Genomic DNA, 16,871 nt, shown 5'->3' with positions numbered 1-16,871 from the left:
CCATGAGCGATCTGCCCGTTAACCCGATCAGCGCCACGGTGGATTTCAATCGTCAAGGCGTGCAGCACGGTTTTCTCAAGTTGCCTTACTCCCGGGACGATTCCGCCTGGGGGGCGGTGATGATCCCGCTCACGGTGATTTCGCGCGGCGATGGACCGACTGCGCTGCTCACCGGCGGTAACCACGGAGACGAATACGAAGGCCCGGTGGCGTTGAGCAAACTGGCACAAAGCCTGACGGCTGCCGAGGTCAGCGGGCGGGTCATCATCGTCCCGTTCATGAACACCCCGGCATTCCATGCCGGGCGGCGCACCTCACCCATCGACAAAGGCAACCTCAACCGCAGTTTTCCCGGCAAGCCGGACGGTACGGTGACAGAGAAGATCGCCGATTATTTTACCCGCACCTTGCTGCCCCTGGCCGACATCGTGCTGGACATTCACTCGGGCGGGCGCACCCTGGATTTCCTGCCGTTCGCCGCGTGTCATGTGCTGGCGGATAATCAGCAACAGGCACAGTGCGAGGCCGGCATGCGTGCATTCAATGCCCCGTACAGCATGCGAATGCTCGAACTCGATGCCGGGGCAATGTACGACACCGCCGCCGAGTCCCAGGGCAAAGTCTTCGTCACGACGGAGTTGGGCGGCGGCGGTTCGTCTACGGCGCTTAGTGTGGCGATAGCCGAGCGCGGCGTGCGCAATCTGTTGGTGCACGCCGGGATTCTTGAGGGCGAACTGCAAACGGCGCCGTCGATCATGCTCGACATGCCCGACAGCGATTGTTTCATTGCCAGCGAACACGATGGTCTGCTGGAAATGTGCCGGGACCTGGGCGAAAACGTGAGCAAGGGTGAGGTGATTGCCCGCGTCTACGACGTCACCCGCAGTGGCGTGGCCCCGGTGGAGTATCGAGCGGCACGCAACGGTTTGCTGGCGGCCCGGCACTTTCCCGGGCTGGTGGGGTGTGGCGATACCCTGGCAGTGATCGCGGATGTACTGACCTGAACCAACGCCCCTGTGGGAGCGAGCGGGCTCCTGCAAGGTTCCCCCTTTCATTCAGGAGATTTGCTGCCCATGCACAAACTCGATCGCTATGACCTGAAGATCCTGCGGATTCTCGCTGACGACGGGCGTATCACCAAGTCGAGCCTGGCCGAGGCGATCAATCTCTCGGTGACCCCGGCCTGGGAGCGGGTGCGCAAGCTCGAGGTCCTCGGCCTGATCAAGGGCTATCGGGCGCAAATCGACTGGGGAGCGGTGTTCAAAACTCAGCACGTCCTGGTGGAGATCACCCTGGCCCGGCATACCGCGCAGGACATGCGGCGCTTCGAGCAGCGCATGAGCGAGGCGCCCGAAGTCGCGTTCTGTTATGCCACCGGCGGAGGTGTCGATTACATGGCGATGATCCAGGCACCGGACATCGATCACTACCAGCGCTTTATCGACCAGTTGCTGCTCGATGACCTGGGCATCGAGCGTTACTTCACCTACATCGTCACCAAAACCATCAAGACTGGCGGCGCATTGCCCCCGCAGGAGTGAGCTTGGTGGTGAGAGTCGTCAACGAAAATGCCGGATGTCTGATACCCCCTGTACTTGTCCCCGCATTGCGAGCCAACCCGCTCCGACGGATAAATCCCCACACGGCAAAAATCCGCTGTCCACCCCCACCCAATCAGAAAAAACCACCTGCCGCACCCGTTCAAACGCCAAATCCCCAAGGGTCGGCTGCCCTAGCATGGTTCCACGCACACGGATTGGAGTGAACGCCATGACTTACAAACATCCACTGCTGTTCAAGGCCCTTTGCTACATCGATGGCCATTGGGTGCACAGTGACAGCGGGCACAGCATCGCTGTGCATAACCCCGCTGATCAAAAATTGATCGGCCATGTGCCGCTGCTCGACCCACCGCAAATCGTCGCCGCCGTCGATGCGGCCCATCGCGCGTTCGCTGACTGGCGCGAACAAAGCCTCGAGTCTCGCGGGGCAATCCTGCGGCGCTGGGCCGCACTGATCCTGGAACATCAGGAAGACCTGGCGCGGATTCTCAGTCTGGAGCAGGGCAAGTCCCTGGCCGAATCCCGAGGTGAAATCGCCTACGCCGCCAGTTTCATTCCCTGGTTCGCCGAAGAGGCGCGGCGCCTGTACGGGCAAAACATTCCCAGCCACATTCCCGGCGCACACCTGGGGACGGTGAAGGAGCCGGTCGGCGTCTGCGCACTGCTGACACCGTGGAACTTCCCCTCGGCCATGATTACCCGCAAAGCCGCCGCCGCCCTGGCCGCCGGTTGCACCGTGGTGATCAAGCCGGCCCACGAAACCCCGTACTCGGCGTTCGCCTTGGCGCAACTGGCGGAGGAGGCGGGGTTTCCCTCGGGCGTGTTCAATGTGGTGCTGGGCGAACCGCAAGTGACTATGCAAACCCTGGTGCAGGACACCCGCGTGCGCTCGGTGAGTTTCACCGGTTCCACCCGCGTCGGTAAGCTGGTTCTGCAAGCGGCCGCCGAGGATGTGAAAAAGGTATCCCTGGAGCTGGGGGGCAACGCACCGTTCATTGTCTGCGCCGATGCCGACTTGCAGTTGGCGGTGAAAGTCGCAGTGGCCGCCAAGTTCCAGACCTCCGGCCAGGATTGCTGTGCGGCCAACCGCATCATGGTCGAGCGCTCTGTCTATCCGCAATTTCTCACGCGGTTTGCCTCGGCGGTGCGTGAGTTGCAGGTCGGTCCGGCCATGGTCGGAGACCACGAGCAACAGGTCGATGTCGGCCCATTGATGCACCAGGCCGCATTCGATGTCACCGCCGAGCGTGTAGCCGATGCCCTGCAACACGGCGCGCAACGGCTGGTGGGCGGTGAGGCCCATGCCCTTGGTGGCTTGTTCTACCAGCCAACGGTGCTGGCCGATGTCACGCCGCAGATGCGCATTTACCGCGAGGAGAATTTCGCGCCGATTGCCGGGGTGATGCCGTTCGACACCCTCGACCAGGCCGTCGAGATGGCCAACGACACCGAGTACGGCCTGGCGGCCTACATTTGTTCCAACCGCCTGGACCTGATTTACCCGCTGATTCGCCGACTCGACCACGCCATGGTCGCAGTCAATGGCGTCAAGTTCACCGGTCACCCTATCCCGTTCGGTGGCATGAAAGCCTCGGGGCTGGGCCGTGAAGGCGGCACCGAGGGCTTCGAAGCCTTTGTCGAAACCAAATACTTTTGCCTGCACCATCAAGGCCAATTCTAAGGCCAATTCTAAGGCCATTTCCAAGGCCCGTTCTCAGGAGACATGCCATGAACCAAGAACTCGACTCGCTGTTCGAACAAGACCGTGCGCACTTCATGCATCCCTCGACTCACGCCCATGACCACGCCAGCGGCGCACTCAAGGGGCGCATCATCACAGGCGCTTCGGGTATCCGTATCCGCGACCACGAAGGCCGCGAACTGATCGACGCCTTCGCCGGCCTGTACTGCGTGAACATCGGCTATGGCCGCACCGAGGTGGCCGATGCGATCTACAAGCAAGCCAGGGAACTGGCCTATTACCATACCTACATGGGCCACTCGACCGAAGCGATCATCGAGCTATCCAGACGTATCATCGACTGGGCACCGGAAGGCATGAAGAAGGTCTACTACGGCCTCTCTGGCTCTGACGCCAACGAAACCCAGATCAAACTGGTACGCTACTACAACAACGTCCTGGGGCGCCCGCAGAAGAAAAAAATCATCTCCCGCGATCGCGGTTATCACGGCTCGGGCATCATGACAGGCAGTTTGACCGGCCTGCCGAGTTTTCATCAGCATTTCGATCTGCCGGCTGAAGGCATCAAGCACACCCTGTGCCCGCACTGGTATCGCAAGGCGCCGACGGGCATGGATGAAGCCGCGTTCGTACGCTATTGCGCCGACGAGCTGGAAAAAATGATCCTCGCCGAAGGCCCGGACACCATTGCCGCCTTCATCGGCGAGCCATTGATGGGCACTGGCGGCATCATCGTTCCACCGGCCGGCTATTGGGCGGCAATCCAGGCAGTGCTGAACAAGTACGACGTGCTGCTGATCGCCGATGAAGTGGTTTGCGCCTTCGGTCGCCTGGGTTCGAAGATGGGCAGCCAACGATATGGCATGCGCCCGGACTTGATCACTACGGCCAAGGGCCTGACAAGTGCGTATGCGCCGTTGTCGGCGGTGATCGTCGGCGAAAAGGTGTGGGACGTGATTGAAAAGGCCTCCGAATCCCAGGGCGCCATGGGCCACGGCTGGACCTATTCCGGGCATCCGATCTGCGCGGCTGCGGCGCTGGCCAACCTCGACATCCTGGAGCGGGAAAACCTCACGGCCAACGCCGATAAGGTTGGCGCCTATCTCAATCGGCGGATGCGCGAAACCCTCGAGGGCCATCCACTGGTGGGCGAAGTACGGGGTGACGGCATGTTGGCGGCGGTCGAGTTCATGGCCGATCGTGAACAGCGCACACCCTTCGATGCCGCCTTGAAGGTCGGCCCGAAAGTCTCGGCGGCATGCCTGGAGCGCGGCATGATTGCCCGGGCGATGCCACATGGCGACATCCTTGGTTTTGCACCGCCGCTGGTCCTGACCGAGGCCGAGGCAGACCTGATCGTCGAGATCACCCAAGGCGCGATTGATCAGGTCGCCAGTGAGGTGCTTGGTTAACAAGATTGCAGCCCGTTGCACTCGACAGGCTTCTACAGGCAAAAACAAAAAGCCCCCGGACAACCACTTGTCCGGGGGCTTTTCATATTGCGCGAAACCTGATTACTTCTTCAGGCCGTAATGCTCATCGAGCATGCCGGGGGCGTTCGGGGCTTTCGGTGCGTAGTCGCGCGGTGGTTCCTGATTGCGCGGCGGCGTCAGGCGTTCCCGTGGAGCCTGCGTCGCATCGGCGTGCAGGGAAGCCAGCAGGCGTTGACGAGTCTGTTCGTCCAGGGCCAGGCGGTTGGCACCCTCGGCGAGGTGATCCTGCACTTCCTGATAGCTCTGAGTCAGTTTCTTGACCAGTGTCGCGGTGCTGTTGAAGTGGGTCACCACTTCGTTCTGATAATTGTCGAAACGTTCCTGAATATCGTCCAGCTGACGTTGCGTGCTGCTAGGCGCGGCATTCGGCGCAAGGCGAGCGATCAGAAACCCAATGGCGACACCCACAACCAGGGCAAGAGTCGGTAACAACCAAACTAAGAGCGAGTGTTCCACGAGTCCTTCCTCTATAAACGGCTTTGCTTTACGTTAACGGCTCGAACCTGCGCTGTATACCGCGATTCACTCGCAATAGACAGCCACAGACAATTTGCTAGACGAGTCGACCCGATTCGAGGTCACGGAGTTCCTTCCTTGCTTATGCGCGAAACACCTGTAGTGATTGATGGCCCTGTCGGCCAACTGGAAGCACTGTACCTGGACAACGAGCAGCCGCGTGGCCTGGCGCTCATCTGTCATCCGAACCCGGTGCAAGGTGGCACCATGCTCAACAAGGTGGTGTCGACGTTGCAGCGCACTGCGCGCGACGCCGGACTGGCCACCCTGCGCTTCAACTATCGCGGCGTCGGTGCCAGCGAAGGCACCCACGACATGGGCACCGGCGAAGTCGACGATGCCCAGGCCGTCGCCGAGTGGTTTCGGGCCCGGCACCCGGAATTGCCGCTGACCCTGTTCGGTTTTTCCTTCGGCGGTTTTGTTGCGGCAAGTCTCGGCGGACGCCTCGAGGCCAAGGGCGAGAAGCTCAAGCATCTGTTCATGGTCGCACCGGCGGTCATGCGTCTGGGCGCTGAGGATCAACTGCCACAGCAGGGCGAATTGACGTTGATCCAGCCCGAAACCGACGAAGTGATCGATCCGCAGCTGGTTTACCAATGGTCCGACAAGCTCGAACGTCCCCATGAGCTGCTGAAAGTGGCAGAATGCGGACACTTTTTTCATGGCAAGCTGACCGATCTCAAGGATCTGATCCTGCCGCGTCTCTCGAATTGATTGCAGTCTGACAAGCGATTACCCATGACGACTCGTACCCGTATCCTCACCGGCATCACCACCACCGGCACGCCGCACCTGGGCAACTACGCAGGCGCCATCCGCCCGGCGATCCTTGCCAGCCGTGACAGCAATGCCGATTCGTTCTATTTCCTGGCCGACTACCACGCCCTGATCAAGTGCGATGACCCGCTGCGCATCCAGCGCTCGCGCCTGGAGATCGCCGCGACCTGGCTGGCCGGTGGCCTGGATGTGGACCGCGTGACCTTCTACCGTCAGTCCGACATTCCGGAAATCCCCGAGCTGACCTGGCTACTGACCTGCGTCGCCGCCAAGGGCCTGCTCAATCGCGCCCATGCCTACAAGGCCTCGGTGGACAAGAACGTCGAGGCCGGTGAAGACCCGGACGCCGGCATCACCATGGGCCTGTATAGCTACCCGGTGCTGATGGCCGCGGACATCCTGATGTTCAACGCGCACAAGGTGCCGGTCGGTCGCGACCAGATCCAGCACGTGGAGATGGCCCGGGACATCGGCCAGCGCTTCAACCACCTGTTCGGCCAGGGCAAGGAATTCTTCACCATGCCCGAGGCGTTGATCGAGGAAAGCGTGGCCACGCTGCCGGGCCTGGACGGTCGCAAGATGTCCAAGAGCTACGACAACACCATTCCATTGTTCAGCAGCGCCAAAGAAATGAAGGATGCGATTTCCCGTATCGTCACCGACTCCCGTGCACCGGGTGAGGCAAAGGATCCGGATAATTCGCACCTGTTCACCTTGTTCCAGGCGTTCGCCACCCCGGCGCAAGCTGACGAATTCCGCAGCGACCTGCTGCAGGGGCTGGGTTGGGGCGAGGCGAAGAACCGCCTGTTCCAACTGCTGGACAGCGAACTGGGCGAGTCTCGCGAGCGTTACAACCAACTGATCGAGCGCCCGGCGGATCTTGAAGACATCCTGCAGCACGGTGCGAAAAAGGCGCGTGCAGTTGCGACTCCTTTCCTCAACGAATTGCGCGAAGCGGTAGGCCTGCGTTCTTTCGTTGCCCAGGCCCAAGTGGCAACGACCACCAAGAAGAAAGCCGCGAAGGCTGCGCGTTTCGTCAGCTTCCGTGAAGATGACGGCAGTTTCCGCTTCCGTTTGCTGGCGGCCGATGGCGAGCAACTGTTGCTGTCGCGCAACTTCGCCGATGGTAAAACCGCCGGGCAGGTGACCAAGCAGCTGCAGTCGGGCCAGCCATTGGACGTGCGCAGCGAAGCCCTGGGCTTCAGCGTCTGGCTGGAAGATCAGTGCGTGGGTGACAGCCCGGCGTTCGCTGACAGCGGCGCGCGTGATGCGGCGATCGAGGCTTTGCGGGTCGCCCTGACGCCAGTCCAGGAATAATCAACGGCTCGGCCCGACCAAGGGCTGATTGCCATTCCCACGGGCCATCGCTACAGTGACGGCCCGTTTTTGTTGCCTTGCTAACGAATTATGACGCCCCTAGAACGATATCAAGCTGATCTGAAACGCCCGGAATTCTTCCATGATGCCGCGCAGGAAACTGCCGTGCGTCATCTGCAGCGCCTGTACGACGATCTGGTCGCGGCCGAGCAGAACAAGCCGGGCCTGCTGGGCAAACTGTTTGGCAAGAAGGATCAGGCGCCGGTCAAGGGCCTGTACTTCTGGGGCGGCGTGGGTCGCGGCAAGACTTACCTGGTCGACACCTTCTTCGAAGCGCTGCCGTTCAAGGAAAAGTCCCGTACTCACTTCCACCGCTTCATGAAGCGCGTGCACGAAGAGATGAAGACCCTGGGCGGCGAGAAAAACCCGCTGACCATCATTGCCAAGCGCTTCGCCACCGAAGCCCGGGTGATCTGCTTCGATGAGTTCTTCGTCTCCGACATCACCGACGCCATGATCCTTGGCACCTTGATGGAAGAACTGTTCAAGAACGGTGTCACGCTGGTCGCGACGTCGAACATCGTGCCGGACGGCTTGTACAAGGACGGCCTGCAACGCGCGCGCTTCCTGCCGGCCATCGCGCTGATCAAGCAGAACACCGAGATCGTCAACGTCGACAGCGGCGTCGACTATCGCCTGCGTCACCTCGAACAAGCGGAGCTGTTCCACTTCCCGCTCGACGAAGCCTCCCACGAAAGCCTGCGCAAAAGCTTCCGCGCGCTGACGCCGGAATGCACCGCAGCGATCGAAAACGACGTGCTGATGATCGAGAACCGCGAAATTCGTGCCCTTCGCACCTGTGACGACGTGGCGTGGTTCGACTTCCGCGAACTCTGCGACGGTCCGCGTAGCCAGAACGACTACATCGAACTGGGCAAAATCTTCCACGCCGTGTTGCTCAGCGGTGTCGAGCAGATGAGCGTCACGACCGACGACATCGCCCGACGCTTCATCAACATGGTCGACGAATTCTACGATCGCAACGTCAAGCTGATCATTTCTGCCGAAGTCGAACTCAAGGACCTCTACACCGGTGGTCGCCTGAACTTTGAGTTCCAGCGAACCCTGAGTCGTTTGCTCGAAATGCAGTCCCACGAATTCCTGTCCCGGGCGCACAAGCCGTAGGACGATTCGGAAAATAAAAAGGGCCTGCAGATGCAGGCCTTTTTTTGTGCGCTGAAGATCCCCTGTAGGAGCTGCCGCAGGCTGCGATCTTTTGATCTTAAAAATCAAAAGATCGCAGCCTGCGGCAGCTCCTACAGTGTTTTGCGAATGCCTTGAGGTTCAGGCAGCTTGCTGGAACTGCTGCCGATACTGATTTGGCGACAACTCCGTGTGTTGGCGGAACAGGCGTGCGAAGAAGCTCGCATCGTCGTAACCAACTTCGTAGCTGATGGTCTTGATGCTCTTGCGGCTGCCGGACAGCAAGCCTTTGGCGGTTTCGATGCGCAGGCGCTGCAGGTAATGCAGTGGCTTGTCGCCGGTGGCTGTCTGGAAGCGGCGCATGAAGTTGCGGATGCTCATGCCATGTTCGCGGGCGACGTCTTCGAAACGGAATTTGTCAGCGAAGTGTTCTTCGAGCCAGTGCTGGATTTGCAGGATGATCACGTCCTGGTGCAGCTTTTGCCCGCCGAAGCCGATTCTTCCCGGCGAGTAGCTGCGTTGCACTTCATAGAGGATGTCGCGTGCCACGGCCTGGGAGACGTTGGCGCCGCAGAAGCGCTCGATCAGGTAGACGTACAGGTCGCATGCCGAGGTAGTGCCGCCTGCGCAATACAGGTTGTCGGCGTCGGTGAGGTGCTTGTCCTGATTGAGTTGCACCTTCGGGAAGCGTTCTGCAAAGGCATTGAAGAAGCGCCAGTAGGTGGTCGCCTCCTTGCCATCGAGCAGGCCGGCTTCGGCGAGCCAGAACACGCCGGTGGCCTCGCCACAGAGTACGGCACCGCGAGCATGTTGCTGGCGCAGCCAGGACAGGACCTCGGGATGACGTTTGCTCAGGGTTTCGAAATCGTCCCAGAACGCGGGAATGACGATGATGTCGGCATTTTCCAGGCCGCCGTCCACCGGGATCACTACGTCGCTGAAGGTGTTGACCGGTTTGCCGTCGGGGCTGACCAGTCGGGTTTCGAACGCTGGCGTCAGGCCGTGGCCCAGTTGTTTGCCGTAACGCAGGCTGGCGAGGTGGAAGAAGTCCTTGGCCTGCATGAGGGTGGAAGCGAAAACCCGGTCAATGGCCAGGATGCTGACGCGCCGCAAGGGCGTGGAGGCTTGGTTAGACATAATTCAACTTTATTCTTATAGGGGAAAGTGGTCACCAGACGGCTGGATCGTCTTATTTTTTGTCGGATGTGTCCAGTGTCCTGTATCGGGCGCCAGGCTTAGTCTCTGAAGGTCCATTCCTTTAAAAACAAAAATAAGGTGCCGCATGATTCCGAGAACCTTGTTCAGCTCCGAGCACGAACTTTTTCGCGACAGCGTGCGAACGTTCCTCGAGAAAGAAGCGGTGCCGTTCCATGGACAATGGGAAAAACAGGGCTATATCGACCGTCAACTCTGGAACAAGGCGGGGGAGGCGGGGATGTTGTGCTCGCATCTGCCGGAGCAGTACGGCGGGTTGGGGGCAGACTTTCTGTACAGCGCGGTGGTCATCGAAGAGATAGGGCGCCTCGGATTGACCGGTATCGGTTTTTCCCTGCATTCGGACATCGTTGCGCCCTATATCCTGCATTACGGCAGTGAAACGCTGAAACACAAATACCTGCCCAAACTGGTTTCCGGGGAGATGGTCAGTGCCATTGCGATGACCGAGCCGGGTGCGGGCTCCGACTTGCAAGGCGTGAAGACCACTGCCGTGCTGGACGGCGACGAGTATGTCATCAACGGCTCGAAGACGTTCATCACCAACGGTTTCCTCGCCGACCTGGTGATCGTCGTGGCCAAGACCGATCCGAAGGCGGGCGCGAAGGGCACCAGTCTGTTTCTGGTGGAAGCCGATACGCCGGGTTTCGACAAAGGCAAGCGTCTGGAAAAGGTCGGAATGAAGGCCCAGGACACTTCGGAGCTGTTCTTCCAGGACGTGCGAGTGCCCAGGGAAAACCTGTTGGGCCAGGCCGGGATGGGGTTCGCCTATCTGATGCAGGAGCTGCCGCAGGAGCGCCTCACCGTGGCCATCGGCGGGCTGGCTTCGGCTGAAGCGGCGTTGCAATGGACCCTGGAGTACACCCGCGAGCGCAAAGCCTTCGGCCAGGCGATTGCCGACTTCCAGAACACTCGTTTCAAACTCGCCGAGATGGCGACCGAGATCCAGATCGGCCGGGTCTTTGTCGACCGCTGCCTGGAGTTGCACCTGCAAGGCAAGCTCGACGTAACGACGGCGGCGATGGCGAAGTATTGGGGCACGGATCTGCAGTGCAAGGTGCTCGACGAGTGCGTGCAATTGCATGGCGGTTACGGGTTCATGTGGGAATACCCGATAGCCCGGGCGTGGGCGGATGCGCGGGTGCAGCGGATCTATGCCGGGACCAATGAAATCATGAAGGAGATTATTGCGCGGTCGCTTTGATCTTGCGGCGACAGCCAGGGCGCCATCGCGGGCAAGCCCGCTCCCACAAGTTTTGAGCTGTACACAGCATTTGTGAACACCCTGCTCACTGTGGGAGCGGGCTTGCCCGCGATGGCGATTTATTGATCAATCAAGGGGCGGGATTCGGATGATCCTTGTGGATCGCCTCGATCCCTTCCAGCACTTCATCCGACAACTTCAGATCAAAACTGGCAATGTTGCTGTCCAGTTGCTCCAGTGTCGTGGCACCAATGATGTTGCTGGTCACGAACGGCTGCTGCGTGACGAATGCCAGGGCCATTTGCGCCGGGTCCAGGCCGTGCTCGCGGGCCAGTGCAACGTAGCGGCTGCACGCTGCTTCCGACTGCGGGTTGAAATACCGACTGAAGCGGCTGTAGAGGCTCAGCCGACCTTTTGGTGGGCGGGCCCCACCTTCGTACTTGCCTGACAGGAAACCGAACGCCAGCGGCGAATAGGCGAGCAGGCCGCACTGCTCGCGGATGGCGATTTCCGCCAGGCCGACCTCGAAACTGCGGTTGAGCAGGTTGTACGGGTTCTGGATCGACACCGCGCGCGGCCAGCCACGGGCTTCGGCCAGGGCCAGGAAACGCATGGTGCCCCACGGCGTTTCGTTGGACAGGCCGATATGGCGGATCTTGCCAGCCTTGACCTGTTCGTCCAGCGCTTCGAGGGTGTCTTCCAGGGGTGTCAGGTTGGCCTCGGTCTTGTGCTTGTAGCCCAGTTGGCCGAAGAAGTTGGTGCTGCGCTCCGGCCAGTGCAGTTGGTACAGGTCGATATAGTCGGTTTGCAGGCGCTGGAGGCTGGCATCCACGGCTTCGGTGATGTGCTGGCGATTGTGGCGCAGGTTCTTGTCGCGGATATAGTCGATGGTGTTGCCGGGGCCGGCGATCTTGCTGGCGAGGATCCAGTCGCTGCGATCGCCACGGCTCTTGAAGTAATTACCGATGTAGCGTTCGGTGCTGGCATAGGTTTCAGCCTTGGGCGGCACCGGGTACATTTCAGCGGTATCGATGAAATTGATCCCGGCGTCCTTGGCTCGCTCGATCTGGGCGAAGGCGTCTGCCTCGCTGTTTTGCTCGCCCCAGGTCATGGTTCCGAGGCAGATTGCGCTCACGTTCAGGTTGGTCCGGCCTAGCTGGCGATACTCCATCGGGGAGCTCCTTGGGCAAAACAATCATAAAAGCAGGTTGAATTATTTTTCGCAATCTGCATAATTGCGCACCTCTTTCTGCAGTGGAAGTGATGCGCCGCCGCCGAAGAATCTTGCCGTTGAACGGACGCGCCGACCCGAGCCCCCGAAAGCGTCTGTATCCGGCTGCCTTTGACTTGTCAAAGTACGCACTATTCAGTAAGATCCGCCGTCTAATTTACAGGGCGGCCCCTGAGGCTATAAAGAATGAAAACTTTTACTGCTAAACCGGAAACAGTAAAGCGCGACTGGTTTGTCGTCGACGCTGCTGGTCAGACCCTGGGTCGTCTGGCCACCGAAATCGCGAGCCGTCTGCGTGGCAAGCACAAGCCTGAGTACACTCCTCACGTTGACACCGGCGACTACATCGTCGTAATCAACGCCGAGCAGATCCGTGTGACCGGCGCTAAAACCACTGACAAAATGTACTACTCCCACTCCGGTTTCCCGGGCGGCATCAAGTCGATCAACTTTGAAAAGCTGATCGCCAAGGCCCCTGAGCGCGTGATCGAGACCGCGGTCAAAGGCATGCTGCCTAAGAACCCGCTGGGTCGCGACATGTACCGTAAGCTGAAAGTCTATGCGGGCGCTGCACACCCTCATACTGCTCAGCAGCCCCAAGAACTGAAGATTTAACGGAATAGTTCATTATGTCGGCGACTCAAAATTACGGCACTGGCCGTCGCAAGACCGCAACCGCACGCGTTTTCCTGCGTCCGGGTACTGGTAACATCTCCATCAACAATCGTTCGCTGGATAATTTCTTCGGCCGCGAAACTGCCCGCATGGTAGTTCGTCAGCCGCTGGAATTGACTGAGACTGTCGAGAAGTTCGACATCTACGTCACCGTGATCGGCGGTGGTGTGAGTGGTCAAGCTGGCGCAATCCGCCACGGCATCACCCGCGCTCTGATGGACTACGACGAGACTCTGCGCAGCGCTCTGCGTAAAGCCGGCTTCGTAACCCGCGATGCACGTGAAGTTGAACGTAAGAAAGTTGGTCTGCGTAAAGCGCGTAAGCGTCCGCAGTACTCGAAGCGTTAATTCGCTTCCACGTTCAAAAAAGAACGCCCAGTTTCCTCACGGAGCTGGGCGTTTTTTTGTGCGTGTAATTTTCTTGAAGAATTGCGCTGTGACAACTTGCCACATCAGCAGAGGCCCTATACTACAAGGCTTGGCAGTGGTGCCCCCGGGTAATTACCTTGTCAGAATTGGGGCTTTTCATTACCATTCGGCAAAATTTTTATAAGTACAGAGTTTTACTTAGTAGATGCCTGATTTAACAGGCCACAAAGCTGATGGGAGAGGACTGAATGAGCAATGACGGCGTGAATGCAGGCCGGCGTCGCTTCTTGGTAGCAGCCACATCCGTGGTGGGTGCTGCAGGAGCGGTGGGGGCTGCGGTCCCGTTCGTGGGGTCATGGTTTCCCAGTGCCAAGGCGAAAGCCGCAGGTGCACCGGTGAAGGTGAATGTCAGCAAGATCGAGCCAGGCCAGCAGATGATTGCTGAGTGGCGCGGCCAGCCGGTGTTCATCGTCCGCCGTACCGAGGAAATCCTGGGGAATCTGAAAAAGATCGAGGGCCAGCTTTCTGACCCGACCTCCAAGAACTCGACACAACCGACCTATGTCGACCCCGAAACGCGGTCGATCAAGCCTGAGGTTTTGCTGCTGATCGGCATCTGCACGCACCTGGGCTGCTCGCCGACCTTCCGTCCCGAAGTCGCTCCCGCAGACTTGGGCAAGGACTGGGTAGGTGGCTATTTCTGTCCCTGCCACGGCTCCCACTACGACCTGGCTGGCCGCGTCTACAAGTCGCAACCTGCGCCTTTGAACCTGCCAGTTCCCCCGCATTCCTATGAGACCGATGACATCATCGTCGTTGGCGTCGATACGGAGAAAGCGTGATGAGCAAGTTCATGGATTGGGTTGATGCGCGCTTTCCCGCGACCAAAATGTGGGAAGACCATCTCAGCAAGTACTACGCCCCGAAGAACTTCAACTTCTTCTATTTCTTTGGCTCCCTGGCACTGCTCGTTCTGGTCAACCAGATCGTCACCGGTGTCTGGCTGACCATGAGCTACACCCCGTCGGCGGAAGAGGCCTTTGCTTCCGTCGAGTACATCATGCGCGACGTCGAGTACGGCTCGATCCTGCGCCTGCTGCACTCCACCGGCGCCTCGGCGTTCTTCATCGTGGTCTATCTGCACATGTTCCGTGGTTTGCTCTACGGTTCGTACCAGAAGCCGCGTGAGCTGGTGTGGGTCTTCGGCATGCTGATCTACCTGGCGCTGATGGCTGAAGCCTTCATGGGTTACCTGCTGCCGTGGGGGCAGATGTCCTACTGGGGCGCCCAGGTGATCATCTCGCTGTTCGGTGCGATCCCGGTCATCGGCAACGACCTGACCCAGTGGATTCGTGGTGACTACCTGATTTCCGGCATCACCCTGAACCGCTTCTTCGCCTTGCATGTGGTGGCGCTGCCCATCGTTATTCTCGGCCTGGTAGTGCTGCACGTCCTGGCGTTGCACGAAGTCGGTTCGAACAACCCGGATGGCGTGGACATCAAGAAATACAAAGACGAAAACGGCGTACCGCTGGACGGCATTGCCTTCCACCCGTACTACACCGTGAAAGATATCGTCGGCGTGGTGGTGTTCCTGTTCATCTTCTGTTCGATCGTGTTCTTCTTCCCGGAAATGGGCGGCTATTTCCTCGAGAAGCCGAACTTTGAAGTGGCGAACGCCTTCAAGACTCCAGAGCATATCGCTCCGGTCTGGTACTTCACGCCGTTCTACGCGATCTTGCGTGCGGTTCCGGACAAGCTCCTGGGTGTGATCGCCATGGGTGCGGCCATCGCCGTGCTGTTTGTCCTGCCGTGGCTGGACCGTAGCCCGGTCAAGTCGATGCGCTACAAGGGCTGGCTGAGCAAAATCTGGCTCTGGGTGTTCTGCATCTCGTTCGTGATCCTGGGCGTGTTGGGTGTTCTGGCGCCGACTCCGGGCCGTACGTTGCTGTCGCAGGTATGTACCTTCCTGTACTTCGCCTACTTCATTCTGATGCCGTTCTACACCAGGCTCGAGAAGACCAAACCGGTTCCGGAAAGGGTGACTGGCTGATGAAAAAACTATTTGCTGTACTGATTCTTGCTGCCCTGCCGGTGTTGTCCTTTGCGGCTGAGCACGGTGGTCCCGAACTGGAAAAAGTCGACATCGACGTTTCCGACAAGGCTGCGATGCAGGATGGCGCGCGTACGTTCGCCAACTATTGCATGGGCTGCCACAGCGCCAAATTCCAGCGTTACGAGCGTGTTGCCGACGACCTCGGCATTCCGCATGAGTTGATGCTCGAGAAGCTGGTGTTCACCGGTGCCAAGATCGGCGATCACATGAGCATCGGCATGCAACCGGCTGACGCCAAGACCTGGTTCGGTGCGGCTCCGCCCGACCTGACCCTGGTCGCTCGTGTACGTGGCACCGATTGGCTCTACGGTTACCTCAAGTCGTTCTATGAAGACCCGTCGCGCCCGTGGGGTGTGAACAACAAGGTCTTCCCGAACGTGGGCATGCCTAACGTGCTGGTCGGCCTGCAGGGTCGCCAGGTGGTCGGTTGCAAACAGGTTCAGATCGTCGAGGACGGCAAGAAGCAATATGATCCGCTGACCGGTACGGCGCTGACTCATGAAGCGTGCGATCAGCTGACCATTGTGCCGAAGAGTGGTGCCCTGACCGAAGAGCAGTTCGATGAGAAGGTCAAGAATCTGGTAACCTTCCTCGCTTACTCGGCTAACCCGGTTAAGCTGCAACATCAGCGCATCGGTACGTACGTATTGCTGTACCTGGCGTTCTTCTTCGTATTCGCTTACTTGCTCAAGCGCGAATACTGGAAAGATGTGCACTGATAAAGCTTCAAGCAATTGCTGTTAATCGCGCGCGCCCAAGGGCGCCTCTGAAAGGGTAACGAGCCTGCTGAGTCAGACGTTACGAGAGGCGCCCTCTGGGCGCGCTCGTTTTTCCGCTTCCGATCATTTCAACAAGCGAGGAGGATCGCCATGGGCGTGACCAATCGGTTGGCCTGTTACTCCGACCCCGCCGACCACTATTCCCACCGAGTGCGAATCGTACTGGCAGAGAAAGGTGTCAGCGCCGAGATCATTTATGTGGAGGCTGGTCGCCAGCCGCCTAAACTGATCGAAGTGAACCCTTACGGCAGTTTGCCGACGCTGGTCGATCGTGACTTGGCGCTGTGGGAATCTACGGTGGTGATGGAATATCTGGATGAGCGTTACCCGCATCCGCCGCTGTTGCCGGTCTATCCGGTGGCGCGCGCCAACAGTCGTTTGCTGATTCATCGTATTCAGCGTGACTGGTGTGGTCTGGTGGATCTGATCCTGGATTCGCGGACCAAGGAAGCGGCCCGTGCAGTGGCGCGTAAAGAGTTGCGCGAGAGCCTGACAGGCGTTTCGCCGCTGTTTGCCGACAAGCCATTTTTCCTCAGCGAGGAACAAAGCCTGGTGGATTGCTGCCTATTGCCAATACTCTGGCGATTGCCGATTCTGGGTATAGAACTGCCGCGGCCAGCCAAGCCGCTGCTTGATTATATGGAGCGCCAGTTTGCGCGTGAGGCTTTCCAGGCGAGTCTGTCTGGTGTCGAACGCGACATGCGCTAAGGCTT

Annotated in this window: 17 protein-coding genes; 14 read left to right on the top strand and 3 right to left on the bottom strand. The window is 59.3% G+C overall.

Annotated features, from left to right (window positions below; all coding sequences use genetic code 11):
* Positions 1–2 precede the first annotated feature (2 nt).
* The 4 genes from doeB to CGA21_RS10345 all read left to right on the top strand — a co-directional run bounded on the left by doeB (position 3) and on the right by CGA21_RS10345 (position 4,676).
* Positions 3–1,004: a N(2)-acetyl-L-2,4-diaminobutanoate deacetylase DoeB gene (gene doeB, locus CGA21_RS10360; RefSeq protein WP_188264153.1), complete on the top strand. Its 1,002-nt coding sequence runs from the start codon at positions 3–5 to the stop codon at positions 1,002–1,004.
* Positions 1,005–1,073: 69 nt separating this feature from the next.
* Positions 1,074–1,541 (top strand): Lrp/AsnC family transcriptional regulator, encoded by a 468-nt coding sequence (locus tag CGA21_RS10355; protein ID WP_110751583.1) that lies wholly within the window; start codon positions 1,074–1,076, stop codon positions 1,539–1,541.
* 229 nt (positions 1,542–1,770) lie between these two features.
* Entirely contained in the window at positions 1,771–3,243 is a 1,473-nt protein-coding gene (locus CGA21_RS10350; protein ID WP_110751585.1) for an NAD-dependent succinate-semialdehyde dehydrogenase, read from the top strand.
* A 47-nt stretch (positions 3,244–3,290) separates the two neighbouring features.
* Positions 3,291–4,676, top strand: coding sequence for an aspartate aminotransferase family protein (locus tag CGA21_RS10345; RefSeq protein ID WP_110751586.1), 1,386 nt, complete (start codon positions 3,291–3,293; stop codon positions 4,674–4,676).
* 102 nt (positions 4,677–4,778) lie between these two features.
* Here CGA21_RS10345 and CGA21_RS10340 read toward each other — a convergent pair whose 3' ends face one another.
* Positions 4,779–5,213 (bottom strand): YhcB family protein, encoded by a 435-nt coding sequence (locus CGA21_RS10340; RefSeq protein WP_033045648.1) that lies wholly within the window; start codon positions 5,211–5,213, stop codon positions 4,779–4,781.
* A gap of 144 nt (positions 5,214–5,357) precedes the next feature.
* On the opposite strand from CGA21_RS10340, the gene CGA21_RS10335 reads away from it, so the two are divergent.
* The 3 genes from CGA21_RS10335 (at position 5,358) to zapE (ending at position 8,552) form a co-directional block, all read left to right on the top strand.
* Entirely contained in the window at positions 5,358–5,987 is a 630-nt protein-coding gene (locus CGA21_RS10335) for an alpha/beta hydrolase (RefSeq protein WP_188264183.1), read from the top strand.
* 24 nt (positions 5,988–6,011) lie between these two features.
* Positions 6,012–7,367, top strand: coding sequence for a tryptophan--tRNA ligase (locus CGA21_RS10330; protein WP_188264152.1), 1,356 nt, complete (start codon positions 6,012–6,014; stop codon positions 7,365–7,367).
* A gap of 90 nt (positions 7,368–7,457) precedes the next feature.
* Positions 7,458–8,552: a cell division protein ZapE gene (zapE, locus tag CGA21_RS10325; protein WP_043302216.1), complete on the top strand. Its 1,095-nt coding sequence runs from the start codon at positions 7,458–7,460 to the stop codon at positions 8,550–8,552.
* 159 nt (positions 8,553–8,711) lie between these two features.
* Here the strand turns inward: zapE and CGA21_RS10320 are convergent, their stop codons facing one another.
* Positions 8,712–9,632, bottom strand: a complete 921-nt coding sequence (locus CGA21_RS10320) for a GlxA family transcriptional regulator (RefSeq protein WP_177326158.1) — start codon at positions 9,630–9,632, stop codon at positions 8,712–8,714.
* A gap of 220 nt (positions 9,633–9,852) precedes the next feature.
* Here CGA21_RS10320 and CGA21_RS10315 point away from each other — a divergent pair, with 220 nt between their 5' ends.
* The gene (locus tag CGA21_RS10315; RefSeq protein WP_188264151.1) at positions 9,853–10,989 is read left to right on the top strand and encodes an acyl-CoA dehydrogenase family protein; all 1,137 of its coding nucleotides are present in this window, start codon (positions 9,853–9,855) and stop codon (positions 10,987–10,989) included.
* Between the two features lie 130 nt (positions 10,990–11,119).
* Here CGA21_RS10315 and CGA21_RS10310 read toward each other — a convergent pair whose 3' ends face one another.
* On the bottom strand, positions 11,120–12,160 hold the full coding sequence (locus tag CGA21_RS10310; RefSeq protein WP_110751592.1) for an NADP(H)-dependent aldo-keto reductase: 1,041 nt from the start codon (positions 12,158–12,160) through the stop codon (positions 11,120–11,122).
* 246 nt (positions 12,161–12,406) lie between these two features.
* On the opposite strand from CGA21_RS10310, the gene rplM reads away from it, so the two are divergent.
* From rplM to CGA21_RS10280, 6 genes are all read left to right on the top strand, one after another.
* Entirely contained in the window at positions 12,407–12,835 is a 429-nt protein-coding gene (gene rplM, locus CGA21_RS10305; RefSeq protein ID WP_003228062.1) for a 50S ribosomal protein L13, read from the top strand.
* 14 nt (positions 12,836–12,849) lie between these two features.
* Positions 12,850–13,242, top strand: a complete 393-nt coding sequence (gene rpsI / locus CGA21_RS10300; RefSeq protein WP_003228056.1) for a 30S ribosomal protein S9 — start codon at positions 12,850–12,852, stop codon at positions 13,240–13,242.
* Between the two features lie 269 nt (positions 13,243–13,511).
* Positions 13,512–14,105: a ubiquinol-cytochrome c reductase iron-sulfur subunit gene (gene petA / locus CGA21_RS10295; protein WP_008060255.1), complete on the top strand. Its 594-nt coding sequence runs from the start codon at positions 13,512–13,514 to the stop codon at positions 14,103–14,105.
* Positions 14,105–15,316 carry a cytochrome b gene (locus CGA21_RS10290; protein WP_007943720.1) on the top strand — a complete coding sequence of 404 codons (1,212 nt, stop codon included), beginning with the start codon at positions 14,105–14,107 and terminating at the stop codon, positions 15,314–15,316. Before petA ends, CGA21_RS10290 begins: the two co-directional genes overlap by 1 nt.
* Positions 15,316–16,098, top strand: coding sequence for a cytochrome c1 (locus CGA21_RS10285; protein ID WP_110751594.1), 783 nt, complete (start codon positions 15,316–15,318; stop codon positions 16,096–16,098). The genes CGA21_RS10290 and CGA21_RS10285 overlap by 1 nt, the downstream gene beginning before the upstream one ends.
* A gap of 150 nt (positions 16,099–16,248) precedes the next feature.
* On the top strand, positions 16,249–16,866 hold the full coding sequence (locus CGA21_RS10280; RefSeq protein WP_007972581.1) for a glutathione S-transferase N-terminal domain-containing protein: 618 nt from the start codon (positions 16,249–16,251) through the stop codon (positions 16,864–16,866).
* Positions 16,867–16,871: the final 5 nt, after the last annotated feature.

This window comes from Pseudomonas sp. PSB11 (genome assembly GCF_014596605.1).
GTDB lineage: Bacteria > Pseudomonadota > Gammaproteobacteria > Pseudomonadales > Pseudomonadaceae > Aquipseudomonas > Aquipseudomonas umsongensis.
The sequence above is the reverse complement of the archived record's forward strand: the minus strand, read 5'-3'. Positions and strand labels throughout refer to the sequence as shown.